At 41.8% G+C, this 13,527-nt stretch carries 15 protein-coding genes; 10 read left to right on the top strand and 5 right to left on the bottom strand.

Going from position 1 to position 13,527, the window contains the following annotated elements; genetic code table 11:
* Positions 1 to 8: 8 nt before the first annotated feature.
* The 5 genes from KFQ09_RS05930 (at position 9) to KFQ09_RS05910 (ending at position 6,588) form a co-directional block, all read left to right on the top strand.
* Entirely contained in the window at positions 9 to 1,604 is a 1,596-nt protein-coding gene (locus tag KFQ09_RS05930; RefSeq protein ID WP_136945061.1) for a sensor histidine kinase, read from the top strand.
* Positions 1,605 to 1,607: 3 nt separating this feature from the next.
* Positions 1,608 to 2,306: a response regulator gene (locus tag KFQ09_RS05925; RefSeq protein ID WP_025206910.1), complete on the top strand. Its 699-nt coding sequence runs from the start codon at positions 1,608 to 1,610 to the stop codon at positions 2,304 to 2,306.
* Between the two features lie 2 nt (positions 2,307 to 2,308).
* The gene (locus tag KFQ09_RS05920; protein ID WP_046342937.1) at positions 2,309 to 3,286 is read left to right on the top strand and encodes a tripartite tricarboxylate transporter substrate-binding protein; all 978 of its coding nucleotides are present in this window, start codon (positions 2,309 to 2,311) and stop codon (positions 3,284 to 3,286) included.
* A 190-nt stretch (positions 3,287 to 3,476) separates the two neighbouring features.
* Positions 3,477 to 4,775 (top strand): Mg(2+)/citrate complex secondary transporter CitM, encoded by a 1,299-nt coding sequence (locus tag KFQ09_RS05915; RefSeq protein ID WP_008341779.1) that lies wholly within the window; start codon positions 3,477 to 3,479, stop codon positions 4,773 to 4,775.
* 181 nt (positions 4,776 to 4,956) lie between these two features.
* Positions 4,957 to 6,588, top strand: a complete 1,632-nt coding sequence (locus tag KFQ09_RS05910) for a M14 family metallopeptidase (protein WP_255836096.1) — start codon at positions 4,957 to 4,959, stop codon at positions 6,586 to 6,588.
* A 73-nt stretch (positions 6,589 to 6,661) separates the two neighbouring features.
* Here KFQ09_RS05910 and KFQ09_RS05905 read toward each other — a convergent pair whose 3' ends face one another.
* Entirely contained in the window at positions 6,662 to 7,147 is a 486-nt protein-coding gene (locus tag KFQ09_RS05905) for a phenolic acid decarboxylase (protein WP_008341777.1), read from the bottom strand.
* Between the two features lie 113 nt (positions 7,148 to 7,260).
* On the opposite strand from KFQ09_RS05905, the gene KFQ09_RS05900 reads away from it, so the two are divergent.
* The 3 genes from KFQ09_RS05900 to KFQ09_RS05890 all read left to right on the top strand — a co-directional run bounded on the left by KFQ09_RS05900 (position 7,261) and on the right by KFQ09_RS05890 (position 9,555).
* A complete protein-coding gene (locus KFQ09_RS05900) occupies positions 7,261 to 7,818 on the top strand; it encodes a PadR family transcriptional regulator (protein ID WP_148780607.1) in 558 nt (185 codons plus the stop codon).
* A gap of 104 nt (positions 7,819 to 7,922) precedes the next feature.
* On the top strand, positions 7,923 to 9,029 hold the full coding sequence (locus KFQ09_RS05895) for a nitric oxide synthase oxygenase (protein WP_017358774.1): 1,107 nt from the start codon (positions 7,923 to 7,925) through the stop codon (positions 9,027 to 9,029).
* Positions 9,030 to 9,129: 100 nt separating this feature from the next.
* Positions 9,130 to 9,555 carry a hypothetical protein gene (locus tag KFQ09_RS05890; RefSeq protein ID WP_255836095.1) on the top strand — a complete coding sequence of 142 codons (426 nt, stop codon included), beginning with the start codon at positions 9,130 to 9,132 and terminating at the stop codon, positions 9,553 to 9,555.
* A gap of 14 nt (positions 9,556 to 9,569) precedes the next feature.
* Here KFQ09_RS05890 and KFQ09_RS05885 read toward each other — a convergent pair whose 3' ends face one another.
* Positions 9,570 to 9,842, bottom strand: coding sequence for an acylphosphatase (locus tag KFQ09_RS05885; RefSeq protein WP_041090676.1), 273 nt, complete (start codon positions 9,840 to 9,842; stop codon positions 9,570 to 9,572).
* 122 nt (positions 9,843 to 9,964) lie between these two features.
* Here KFQ09_RS05885 and KFQ09_RS05880 point away from each other — a divergent pair, with 122 nt between their 5' ends.
* Positions 9,965 to 10,615 (top strand): MOSC domain-containing protein, encoded by a 651-nt coding sequence (locus KFQ09_RS05880; protein ID WP_046342941.1) that lies wholly within the window; start codon positions 9,965 to 9,967, stop codon positions 10,613 to 10,615.
* Positions 10,616 to 10,656: 41 nt separating this feature from the next.
* Here KFQ09_RS05880 and KFQ09_RS05875 read toward each other — a convergent pair whose 3' ends face one another.
* The 3 genes from KFQ09_RS05875 to map form a co-directional block, all read right to left on the bottom strand.
* On the bottom strand, positions 10,657 to 10,794 hold the full coding sequence (locus KFQ09_RS05875) for a YflJ family protein (protein WP_008341771.1): 138 nt from the start codon (positions 10,792 to 10,794) through the stop codon (positions 10,657 to 10,659).
* Positions 10,795 to 10,928: 134 nt separating this feature from the next.
* Positions 10,929 to 11,090 carry a hypothetical protein gene (locus KFQ09_RS05870; protein ID WP_008341770.1) on the bottom strand — a complete coding sequence of 54 codons (162 nt, stop codon included), beginning with the start codon at positions 11,088 to 11,090 and terminating at the stop codon, positions 10,929 to 10,931.
* A gap of 130 nt (positions 11,091 to 11,220) precedes the next feature.
* Positions 11,221 to 11,970 carry a type I methionyl aminopeptidase gene (gene map / locus KFQ09_RS05865; RefSeq protein WP_008341769.1) on the bottom strand — a complete coding sequence of 250 codons (750 nt, stop codon included), beginning with the start codon at positions 11,968 to 11,970 and terminating at the stop codon, positions 11,221 to 11,223.
* A gap of 190 nt (positions 11,971 to 12,160) precedes the next feature.
* Here map and nagE point away from each other — a divergent pair, with 190 nt between their 5' ends.
* Complete coding sequence (gene nagE / locus KFQ09_RS05860) at positions 12,161 to 13,525, top strand: N-acetylglucosamine-specific PTS transporter subunit IIBC (RefSeq protein ID WP_039168069.1); 1,365 nt, start codon at positions 12,161 to 12,163, stop codon at positions 13,523 to 13,525.
* Positions 13,526 to 13,527 lie beyond the last annotated feature (2 nt).

Below are 13,527 nucleotides of genomic sequence, written 5' to 3'. Positions count from 1 at the left end.
CGGTGAGGATGGGCAAAAGGAAAGTCACTTTACAAACAAAAATTTTGGGGTTAATTATTGGTCTTTTACTTGTTGTTATTGCCTTATTGACCATTTGTTTTGGTTTTTTGCAGACATCAGAAAGGCAGAGCCAAGCTGAACAGCTGGCGGTGCAAACTGCTAGAACGATATCTTATATGCCGCCTATTAAAACATCGGTGGCCACGGGAGATTCGCAAAATGAAGAACAGGCTGTGCTTGAGCAAATGAAGGAGCAAGTAAGAGCGCATGCCATTTTTATCACCAATCAAAAAGGAAAGGTTCTTTTTCATACGAATCATGAGGATGTAGGGAAAACCATCAGTGTGTCGGAAGGAAGAAGTACACTGCTATTTGGAGGAACTTCCATATCAACGGGTGATTCTGATGGTGAAATCGTTGTCAGAGGAAGTGCTCCGATTATGAAAGAAACTGGCAGTCATGAAGAGATTATTGGGACCGTCAGTGTCGAATTCTTAAAAAGAGATATCGACCAAGCGACAGCTCATCAACTATTCAAATTAAGTTATATTGCCCTTCTTGTGCTCTTGCCTGGGGTTTTTGGAGCGATTTTTTTAACAAGGAGTATTCGAAAAGATATATTAGGGCTTGAACCGCATGAAATTGCTTCATTATATCGAGAAAGAGAAGCGATGCTGCATGCGATTAAAGAGGGAATCATTGCATTTGACCGTAAAGGTGCCATTACGATGATGAATACGTCAGCTGAACAGATGCTACGCGTCTCTTCAACGCTGCCTCTTCATATTGATCAAGTGTTGCCAAATGCCAATCTTCTTTCCTATCTAAAGGTAGAGACGATTGAACCTAACATAGAATCAGTCGTCAATGATAAAACCTTCGTGCTAAATGTCAAAAAAGTGGTGCAGGACAATCGAGTATTTGGAGGAATTGTGAGCTTCAGGGAGAAAACCGAGCTGACAAAGCTGCTGGATACATTGACAGAGGTCAGTCAATATTCAGAAGACCTTAGAGCACAAACACACGAATTTTCGAATAAGCTGTACGCTATTTTAGGCTTGCTTGAGTTGAAACAAGTGGATGAAGCCATTGAGTTAATTAAAGAAGAGTATACACTTCAAAATCGCCAGCATGATTTACTCATGAAACAAATTCGCTCTCCGAAGATACAAGCCATTTTACTTGGGAAGTTAGGAAAGGCATCTGAAAAAAAGGTTCATTTTCACATTGATGAAAATAGTTCATTGGAGCCGCTCCCAGCCCATTTAAGTTTATCTCACTTTATTACCATCATTGGCAATCTCGTAGACAATGCGTTTGAGGCTGTATTGAATAAAGAGAAAAGAGAAGTCAGCTTGTTCATCACAGATATTGGATTTGATATTATCATAGAGGTATCTGATTCAGGGGACGGTGTAGATGAAGGAGCCATTTCACAACTTTTCACAAGAGGACATTCATCAAAGGGAGAAGGGCGAGGTTATGGACTTGCCAATGTCAAAGAAGTGCTAGATGAACTTGGGGGCTGGATTGAAGTTGCGAACCAAAAAGAAGGCGGTGCCATCTTCACTGTTTACATACCGAAAGGCACAAAGGGGGAATAGGTTGTGATAAAGGTACTCATTGCGGAAGATGATTTTCGAATCGCTGCGATTCATGAATCTTATATACAAAAGGTACAAGGCTTTCAAGTGGCCGGCAAGGCAAAGAGTGCAAAGGATCTGTGGGAGGCACTTCAAAAAGAACAAGTGGATCTCATTTTACTTGATGTCTACATGCCTGATGAGCTCGGCACGAACCTTTTGCCGCTGTTAAGAGAGCGCCATCCTGAAGTGGATGTGATCATTATCACGGCTGCAACGGAAACGATGCTGTTAAGAGACGCCCTGCATTATGGAGTCGTTCATTATTTAATCAAACCAGTGACCGCCCAAAAATTCACGCAGGTGTTAACCGAATATAAAGAGAAGAGAGAGTTAATCAATTCAAAAGAGGAAGTCAATCAAACGATGATTGATCTGTTTTTTGGTCAAATACAGGAAGAATCGCAACAAAAGGATGAGCGAGACTTGCCAACAGGCATTAATTCACTGACTTTGGACAAAGTGAAAACATTCATGGCAGCAGAGATGAACGGAATTACAGCGGAAGAACTCGGAGAAAAAATGGGCGCATCACGCACAACAGCAAGACGATACGTAGAGTATCTTGTGACAACGGGAGAATGCCGGGCAGAGCTGGCGTATGGAATCATTGGTAGACCAGAACGAAAATATTATCCCGCCAAAAAACAAACGGAGTCATAAAAATGAAAAAAGGAATACTCTTACTCATTTTGGTCTGCCTTTGTACAACGCTCACCTTTAATGAAAAAACAGCAAAAGATTCTTTTCTGGAGCACAGCCCATTATATATTGTGGTATCAGGTGTACCTGATGGCGGATTTGACCAAACAGCTCAAGTGATGAAAACCGTGCTAGAACAAGAAAAGCTAGTGGAAGAGCCTGTGCATATTCTTTATCAAAGAGGCGGAACCGTTGATAAAGGATGGACCTATATGATGGAGCGAGATGCCAATTATATCAGTTTAAATTCAAGCTTATTATTAAGCCGTAATTTGCTGGGCAGCAGTAACGTGACCATGAATGATGTTACCCCGCTCGCTATTCTTGCGGAAGAGTGGCAGGTAGTCGCAGTGCCAGTTGATTCTCCTTTCTCAAATGGAAAAGAGCTATTACACGCACTAAAAAAGAAACCGGATTCCTTAAAAATTGGGTTTGCCCCGGACTTTGGAAATGATGATCAAATCTCATTCGCACGGGCTGCCGAAATGGCAGGGATAGATCCGTACCGCATTCAGTTTTTAAAATTTGACAGTGCAGATGATTTATTCCAAGCACTCATTGACCATGAGGTAGATGCGGCAACTACAACCATTACGGAGGTTCGCCACGATTATGAAAAGAAAAGACTGAAGCTTGTTGCGACCACAACGAATCAGCGTTTAGAAGGATTCAAAGACGTGCCCACTTGGAAAGAACAAGGGATTCCGCTCATTTTCTCTCATTGGCGTGGTGTGATGGGACCAAAGCAAATGAATCAGCACGACATTCGAGCATGGGATCAGCTTCTTCAAAAAATGACGCAAACGAAGTCATGGAAAAAGCAGTTAAAACAAAAAGGCTGGACAGGCCGTTATATGAATAGTAAAGAAGCAAAGGTCTATATGGAAGATCAATTAAGGCGTTATGAGCAATTTATACAAGGAGAAAAAGCGGTCAAATGAGACCGCTTTTTTCATGGAACCAACAAAGAACAACAATTGCACAAAATGAACAAAAAGCATTTATCGACCAAAAAAGAATTAAAATTCATAATATTTACTTCAATTAAGGCGTCAGATATCATGACAGAAAGGGTTGGAAATGGGATACCAACATTTAATGAAAGCGTATACAACATAAGGGGTGAACGAAATGTTAGCGATCTTAGGATTTCTTATGATGATTGTATTTATGGTTTTAATTATGACGAAACGTATGTCTGTTTTAACGGCATTGGTATTAACACCGATTGCATTTGCTCTTATTGCAGGTTTTCATTTTACAGAAATTTCAGACATGATTGTCAAAGGTGTACAGCAAGTTGCACCAACGGCGGTCATGATCATGTTTGCCATTTTGTACTTCGGGATTATGATTGATGCAGGTTTATTCGATCCAATGGTGGCGAAAATTTTAAAGATCGTCAAAGGCGATCCATTAAAAATTGTTGTCGGAACAGCCGTCCTGACGATGCTTGTCGCACTTGACGGTGATGGAACCACAACGTACATGATTACAACAACAGCCATGCTTCCACTATTTACACTGCTTGGCATTCGTCCGATTATTTTAGCGGGTATTGCCGGAGTCGGCATGGGGATTATGAATACGATTCCATGGGGAGGGGCAACACCTAGAGCGGCAAGTGCACTTGGCGTTGATCCATCACTTTTATTTGGCCCGATGATTCCAGTCATTGGTGCAGGGGTTTTGAGCATGATTGTGGTGGCATACTTTCTTGGGAAGTCTGAAAGAAAACGTCTTGGTGTTATTGAGCTCGAACAGCCGATTCATGCAAATGAAATGGCAGCAGCGCTGCAAGATGATATTAAGCGACCGAAACTTTGGTGGTTTAACCTGACACTGACTTTGCTTTTGGTTCTCTTGCTTGTGTCTGGAAAAGTAAGCTTAACGGTTCTGTTTGTTCTTGCCTTCTGTGTCGCCATTATCGTGAACTATCCGAATTTAGAGCAGCAGCGTGAGCGGATTGCGGCTCACTCAACCAACGTCTTAGCGATTGCTTCCATGATCTTTGCAGCAGGTGTTTTTACAGGTATCTTAACTGGGACGAAAATGGTTGATGAAATGGCGATTTCGATTGTTTCAGCTATTCCAGAGCAGCTTGGCGGGTTTATTCCAGTCATTGTCGCGCTAACGAGCGGGATCTTCACTTTCTTTATGCCAAATGATGCATACTTTTATGGGGTACTGCCGATCCTATCAGAAACAGCGGCAGCGTACGGTGTCGATAAAATTGAGATTGCGAGAGCATCTATCATTGGTCAGCCGATTCATATGTTAAGCCCACTTGTTCCATCGACTCATTTACTTGTGGGACTCGTTGGGGTATCACTAGATCAGCATCAGAAATTTGGCATGAAATGGGCGGTTCTTGCAGTCGTCGCCATGACAGTGATGGCGGTTCTAATTGGGGCCATTTCGATCTGGTAATGAGAAGAGTGTCTGCTGCTCATGCAGGCGCTCTTTTTTAGGTCCTATTGCAGGGCAACATCCATTCATTTGCCCTATATAAAGACATGCATGATTCCTCCAAAAGATATATTTTTGAAAAATGCTGACACTTTTGCTGTTTTTTTCTTTATAATGCAAATCAACGAAGGGAGAGGATAGCATGTCCAAACAGAAAAGTACCATTCTTTTTGCTGCTATATGCCTCATGGCAGGAAGTTTGTCGATGGTGACACCAGCTTCAGCGAATGCAGAGACCCCTTATTATGGAAAAAGCTATGAGCAGCCAGCCACGGTTCAAAAACTGTATCCTGAGCCTGACGAAACGTTTGATACCCCTGCCTTTCAGAAAAAAGGAGAAGCATTTACCACACAAGAAGAGCTTCAAGATTTTTTACGTGACATTGTCAGTAAAAGTCCTTACGCCACGCAGAAACAGATTGGAACATCCATTGAAGGCAGATCCATTCCAGCCCTCTATTTTACAAAGGATCGTCACATCTCTCCACTGTCAAAAAAGCCAACGATCTGGCTTCAAGCACAAATACACGGAAATGAACCAGCCTCCGGTGAATCTGCCCTTGTCATCGCCAAACGACTAGCAGGTGATGAAGGAGAGCGTATACTGAGCCATGTCAACGTCATCATTGTTCCAAGAATCAATCCAGATGGTTCTTATGCATTTGACCGCAGGCTTGCAAACGGAATGGATGGCAACCGTGACCACATGACACTAGAATCTCCAGAGCTGACAGCCCTTCATCAAGAATTTAATCGCTTTGCGCCCGAGGTCGTCATCGATGCCCATGAATATGATGTTGGTCAAAAGCAGTTTGAAGACATCGGTGCATCAGGTGCACTCAAGTATCACGATTTGCTGATATTATCCGGTAAGAATTTGAACATTCCTGAAAGTATTCGTTTCACGTCAAATGAATTGTACGTCAACGGAGTGCGTGAAACATTGACGAATAAGGGATTTTCCAACGATTTATATTATACAAACACAAGAGGGAAGGACGGAAAAATCGATCTTTATGAAGGCGGAACTGATGCACGAATTGGCCGAAATGCCCTAGCGCTTTCACCAGCTATTTCATTTCTTGTAGAAAGTAGGGGGATTGGAATTGGCAGAGAGGACTTTACCCGGCGCGTGGCAGCACAAGTCACCACTCATGAAAAAATCATTGAGACAACAGTGAAGCATGCCAAGCAGGTGAAGCAGCAAATGGTGACGGAGCGGCTGAAACTTGTGAAAAAAGGTCTTCAATCAAACGATGATGATCAAGTGGTCATTCAAGATGCTTTCAAGGCGCCTGTGAACGATTCACTTGAAATGGTGGATATTGAGAAAGGACAAACCACCAATGTCCCGGTACGTTTTCATAGTGCAAGTGATGCGGTTCCTGTCTTAACAAGAGAACGGCCGACAGCTTATCTTATTCTCCCAGGACATGAAGGAGTAGATAGAAAGCTCAGAACTTTAGGGTTAAAAAGTGTGACACTTCCTGTTGGCATGAAAGTGCCAGTTCAAGCCTATGAGGTGACAAAACGAGTGGAAACAAGCAAAACAGATATTCAGCTTGAAACGAGACTCGTTGAAAAGAAACGTCAGCTGCCAAAAGGAACAAAGGTATATGTGACTGCACAGCCAGAGACCAATTTGTTGTCACTTGCCCTTGAACCAGAATCAAAAGACAGCTATATGTCATCAGGTTTTATTGCATCAAAAGTAGGCGATGAACTACCAGTTTACCGATTCCTGTTATCTCAAAAGACGTTAGGTATAAAATAAAAAGGACTAAAATCAAGTTCATTTTAGTCCTTTGTCAACCATCCTAGAAGCGGCACAGTGCGTGCCGCTTTTTCTATTTTCGTCCAGCTCTGATCTCATCGGTCATGCCTTCATACGGTGCTTCTGCGATAATCGTTTCATCGTTTACCCCAGCATGGTGGATGTACGTAATGTCTGCGAATTCTGGTACGACATACTTCGGATAGGTTTCATATTTTTCACGGGATTCTTTCATGAGGTCGATATAGTCATTTTGATAGCAAACGGTGATATCTGGACGTTCATGCACCCATTTTGGGAAGAAAATGACCCCATGCATGCGTTTCTCCTCAGGCATAAAGTTTAAAGACACGTCTGTCCCAGTCGGTTCCGTCCAGGAAACTTTGTATACCCCTTTTGTCAGCTTCACAATATTCACTTCTTGATCACGAACCCAGCGGCCTCCAACCATTCCGCTATGAATGCGGTAATCAATGGTGTGATCATTTTTAATGTAAATCTCATATTCCCAGCCATTTTCATACGTATAAATCATATGAAGTCCAACGAATTGATCCATGTTTATTCCTTCTTTCAATTAAAATGATGTTGTTTCAAACATGTCATGATTTACATGTTTATTTTAGGGTGTATGGTATACTATTGTCAAAGAATATGCGTTGGAGGCATGTCATGAGAGTACTGAAATATGCCATTCTTGGCTTACTAGATCAGCGTGAGCTGACGGGATACGATATGAAGAAACACTTTGAAGATTCCCTTGGACAGTTTTGGAGTGCGAAGCATAGTCAAATATACCCTGAATTAAAGCGGCTAACAGAAGAGGGTTTTATTGAATTTGATATTCACATACAAGGAAAGAAGCTAGAGAAGAAGGTTTATCAAATCACTGATGCAGGAAAAAGAGAACTGCATGAGTGGTTAAGGAAAAAAGGCCCGATTCCAGACACAACAAAAGATGAATTTATGTTAAAAACGTTCTTTATCTCATCTATGGATCAAAAAGAAGCGGTCGGTCTCTTCTCACATCAGCTGCAGGAGCGAACAAAGAAAGTGGAGATGCTTGAACAGAAACTGAACGTTTTAACAGAAGAAGATCCATCTGCCCAATCACTGCATTCAACACAATTCGGGCATTATTTAGTGCTGACAAGAGCAATTGAAAGGGAAAAAGGGTATGTTCGCTGGCTCCAAAAGACCCTTGAAGTCATTGATTCATCCATTGTCTAAGGACAATCGTCGCACGATATGATAAAAAATGGTTTGAAACAAGTGAATTTATCAATAGAAACCGCTACAATGGATATATTCGTATTAAAGTGAGGCGAGTATGTTTGAGTAACCAAGAAGCGTTGTGGAATGAAGCAGAAGCTTTTATTTCTGTATGCTATGAAGAATTAGGCAAGTCAAATGAAGAAAAAGCAGCACGTCTGCATGAAATAAAACAAGAAATTGAGTCTGACGGTATGTATACTCATACGCAGGAAGAATTAGCTCACGGGGCAAAAATGGCATGGCGCAACAGCAACCGGTGCATTGGGCGCTTGTTTTGGTCAACACTGCATGTGCATGACTGCCGGCACGTGACAACAGAAGATGAGGTGAAAGAGGCACTCTTTCATCATATTGAGTATGCGACAAATGGGGGTAAAATCAAACCGTCCATTACCATCTTCCCACCAGAGAATAAGGGACGGAAGGAAGTCGTTATTTATAATCATCAACTCGTTCGTTATGCGGGATATGAGTCGGAATATGGCATCATTGGGGACGAGGCATCACTTGAATTAACCAAGTTGTGTGAAGCGCATGGCTGGAAAGGCGAAGGCACGCATTTTGACCTTCTGCCACTTATGTTTCAGCTAAAAGATCAGCCGCCGGTTCTGTATGATCTTCCGAAAGAGATCGTTCAAGAGGTAGAGATCACTCATCCTGAATATGATGGGTTCGGTGATTTAGGACTGAAATGGTATGCTGTTCCGATTATTGCTGATATGAAATTAGAAATTGGCGGCATTCATTACAATGCGGCACCGTTTAATGGATGGTATATGGGAACAGAAATTGGCGCACGAAATCTAGCTGACGAAAACCGCTACAATATGCTGAAAAAAGTCGCTTCTATTTTAGGACTGGACACGACAAAGAATGCGTCACTTTGGAAGGACAAAGCCATTGTCGAGTTGAATGTCGCGGTTCTGCACTCTTATCGCGAGGCAGGGGTGACCATTGTCGATCATCATACAGCTGCCCATCAGTTCAAACAATTTGAAAAACAGGAAGAAAAAGCTGATCGTAAGCTGACTGGTGATTGGACATGGCTGATTCCGCCAGTATCACCAGCTGCTACGCATATCTTCCATCGTCACTATGACAATACGATCGTGAAACCGAATTATTTTTATCAGGAAAAACCCTACCACGGGACGGAAAGAGCCTAGCGAAAAGCTAGGTTTTTTTGTATGAAATGAGTCTTTGGAATGTTGTTTGATTTGGAAAATGATGGTTTAATGGCGGTGAAATCAAAAAGGGGGAATATAGATGAAAAAAATAACGTTGCTCATATTTTTGGCTGTATTCAGTTTCAACGGATTTCTACCACTAGGTGATGAAAGAGCTAAAGCAACGACTGTAGCAATGGTTCAGAATGACATCGATTTAAAGGTGACAACCGATCGTTCAACTTATACTTCGCTTCATCCTCAGGTCAACGTCAACATGACAGCAACAACAAATGAAACACTTTATTATACAGCTGCTATTCGAAAACTTACTTTCCCAGTGACACCAGTCTTTACACACGAAGGGTCTATCTCTGGACAAAACGCTTTCGCAGCACCTACTCGTTTATTACTTCCTAACAGTGGATCAGCCAACTATGATGTTCATGTGAGTCTCTACAAAGATGCTTCACGTACAACCTTGATTGGTTATGATGTTGCAAACCCATTTACTGTTGTGAAATAAAGGATACACATCAACTATCCTCTAATCCGAAAGTCTTGATAATGGGCGAACGTGGTGAGCGGCTCCATGTCCAAATGTGTGACTTTTGAAAAAGGACTACCTTTACGGACGGTCTCTAAAAAGTCAAACACCTCCTGCTGCTCTCCTTCTACTTTTAACTCCACGTGACCCTCATCTGTGTTGCGTACCCAGCCTTTTATCCCTCGATTGACGGCTTCTCCTTGAACAAAATAACGAAAACCGACTCCTTGAACTCGTCCTTTTACAATAGCGTGATAATGAACCAATGTCATCTCTCCTTTTTTCTCATCGTACCATAACCTGTCTCGTTCCTTCACGTACCGACTATGATTTGACTGTCAAACCATGTAAAATAAAAGCAATCAGACAATCAAAGGAGATGGCGAGAGTGGGGCAGACAAGGTACGACATCGAAGGAATTCAAGTAGGACAACCTATCACCACCTATGTGAATGGAAAAGAAATCAAAACAGCCATCAACAAAAAGCGTATTCACGAGCCTGTTTATTTGAGTAAGCTCAATTTTGATGGAGATGGACAAGGTGATTTGGTCCATCACGGAGGTGATGATAAAGCCGTTTGCGTCTTTCCATATGATCACTATACTTATTTTGAGCAATTTTTAGGGGTGCCGTTACAGGAGGCAGCCTTCGGTGAAAACGTGACCGTGCATCAGCTTGTAGAGACAGAAGTTCGTATTGGAGATGTATTTCAGCTTGGGGATGCGCTAGTTGAGGTCAGCCAGCCAAGACAGCCATGTGTGAAGCTCTCTCTTAAGCATGGAAACATGAAGCTTGTAAAGGAAGTGCAGCAAACGGGATATACCGGTTTTTATTTGCGTGTGCTGAAAGAAGGAATGGTCTCTCCTGATGAAGCTCTTGTGTTAGTCGAAAAAGCGCCCCATCCCATCACAGTCCACGAAGTCAATGAAGTCAAATACCGTCAAGTAGATCAAAACAGGCTGAAAGCAGTTCTTGAAGTAGATGCCTTAGCAGATGTGGTCAGGAAGTCTTTAGAAAAACGTGTTCAGCCCATATAAAAAAGCCGTACATCTGCTATGGATGTACGGCTTTTCAACATTTAAGAGCTCGTTTTCTTTTGCTCAAGAAGATTTGCAAGGAAATAAGTTTTAAAGCTTTGAAGCTTTCTTCCTTCATGCTTGGTCACACCAAGCTTCTTTAATTCTTCGACATACCAGCCTTTGCTACCATAATGCATGATAGAAAACTCCTTTCAATGGAAACTGCCTGCATTGTAACATCTCAAAAAAGGACGTGAAAAGTGTGCAGGTGTTTAGAAATGAAAACTGATTCTATCTGCCTATGATCCATGTATATGCTGGAAATAATTATTTATGAATTTGGCGGGTTGAGGGTAACGATGATCATGCCCACTGTCATAATCATGATGACAATCCCGAGGTAGGTCATCATGGATTGTTTTTTCTTAATACCTACAACCGTTAAAATAATACTTTCAATAAAGAAGATAACACCGATGATGATGAACCACATATCAAATAAGACCCCTTTCGCATATCTTTGCCTATTTTACCACAGGCATTTTTGTTTAGTCGTGACAGATTCGTGAAAGGGTTTGTCTACACGCTGAAATCCCCTCCAGTGAAGGAGGGGACCCGCTTACTTACAGCTTTGTTAAAATAATCGGTTCGTCTTTTGTGATCACAATCGTATGTTCAATCTGTGCGACCAGGCTCTTATCAGGTGTTTTAAATGTCCAGCCGTCATCCGCTTGATAAATCGATTCAGCATTTGTTGAAATGAAAGGTTCAAAGGCGATCACTGTCCCATTCTTAAACAAAGCATTATCGAATGGATCATAATAGTTCAAAATATGGTTAGGTGCTTCATGCAGGCTTTTCCCAATGCCGTGTCCTGTCAAGTTCTTAATGACGGTAAATCCTTGTTCTTTCGCCGTATTGTAGACTGCACGGCCAATTTGATTTTGTCTTTTTCCGGCTTTCGCGTGCTTTAATCCTTCAAGGAATGCATCCTCTGCACACTGGCATAATGCTTCAAGACGAGCATCTCCTGTACCTAAAACGAATGAAATCCCAGTATCGGAATAATATCCATCAAGCTCTGCTGAGATGTCAATATTAATAAGGTCGCCCTCTTGTAAAATGGTTTTTTCACTTGGAATGCCATGTGCGACTTCATCATTGACACTGATGCAAGTCGTACCGGGGAAATCATATTCTTTTTCAGGAGCTGAATTGGCTCCATGCTCTTCTAATATTTTTTTTCCAATCAAATCTAATTCTTTTGTAGACATGCCTGGTTTCGCTTGGCTTTTCATTTCTTCTCTTGCCAAAGCGACAATTCGGCCGACTTTTTTTAAGGCTTCTAACTCATGATCATGTTTGACAATCACTGTTCATTCCCGCTTTCTATAACTTCATTCTATTCAATAGCTTACCACATTTTACGCCAAAAGAGTAAAGGCTGAGATTTGGGTGAGATGTGGACAAATTGGTATAGATAACTAGATGTGCATATGATATATTTTTTATGAACATCATGAGAGATTTGTTCATGATGATGACGAAGGGGGGAGAAATAAGATGGTGTTTCAGTTTTTTCAAAAGTTAGGAAAATCATTTATGCTTCCAATCGCTGTGCTTCCTGCAGCGGGTATCATTTTGGCTATTGGGCGGGAAGATGTATTCAACATCCCGTTTATTCATGCGGCAGGAAATGCAATTTTTGCGAATTTGGCTTTAATTTTTGCTATGGGTGTAGCGATTGGTATTTCAAAGGATGGTAACGGAGCAGCGGCGTTATCTGGAGCGATCTCTTATTTTATTTTGTCAGCTGGTACCACATCGATCAATTCGACCAACAATATGGGGGTATTGGGTGGTATTTTGTGCGGACTTTTGGCAGGTTACGTTTACAATAAATTTAAGGACACGAAACTGCCTGAATACTTAGGTTTCTTTAGTGGAAGACGGCTTGTGCCTATTATGACAGCACTTTTTACCATTCTATTAGCAGCCGTTTTTGGATATGTATGGCCTCCAATTCAAAGTGTGATCAATGATTTAGGGGAGTGGATTTTAAGTCTTGGAGCAACGGGTGCCGGGCTGTTTGGCTTCTTTAACCGCTTGCTCATTCCATTAGGACTTCACCATGTGCTGAATAATCTATTTTGGTTTCAATTCGGTGAATTCAGCGGAGCGACAGGTGATTTAGCGCGGTTCTTCAAAGGCGATCCAAGTGCAGGTGTCTTTATGACTGGTTTCTTCCCAGTGATGATGTTTGGGCTGCCGGCGGCATGTCTCGCGATGGTTGTGACCGCAAAGCCTGAAAAACGAAAAGCAACAGCCGGTCTTATGATTGGAATGGCACTGACGTCATTTATTACAGGAATCACAGAACCAATTGAATTCTCATTTATGTTTTTATCTCCACTTTTATATGGTGTTCATGCGATATTAACTGGTCTTTCGCTCTTTATTGTCAACACCTTAGGCATTCATAGCGGTTTCGCTTTTTCAGCGGGTGCGATTGATTACGTTTTAAGTTTTGGAATTGCGCAAAAACCCATTCTGTTACTTGTGGTTGGGGTCATCTATGGCGTGATTTACTTTGTTGTTTTCTATTTCCTGATTAAATTGTTAAAGCTAAAAACACCGGGCAGGGAAGATGATGACATCGAAGATATTTCAGGGGATGATACACATACTGCCGGAGCAAGTATGCTCGTAGAGGGACTAGGCGGCAAAGACAATATCACCACAATTGACCATTGTGCGACCCGTCTTCGTTTAACAGTAGAAGATACCAATTTATTAAATGAAGGTACATTGAAAAAAGCAGGTGCCAAAGGGGTACTGACGTCAGGAAAAACTTCCGTACAAATCATCATTGGAACAAATGTCGAATTTGTCGCCGATGATCTTCGTAAGGAAGTCGCTCAGGACTAAAA

This window comes from Bacillus sp. FS02 (assembly GCF_024398395.1).
GTDB classification, from domain to species: domain Bacteria; phylum Bacillota; class Bacilli; order Bacillales; family Bacillaceae; genus Bacillus; species Bacillus altitudinis.
Note: the sequence above shows the minus strand (reverse complement) of the source record. Positions and strands in the feature narration are given on the sequence as shown.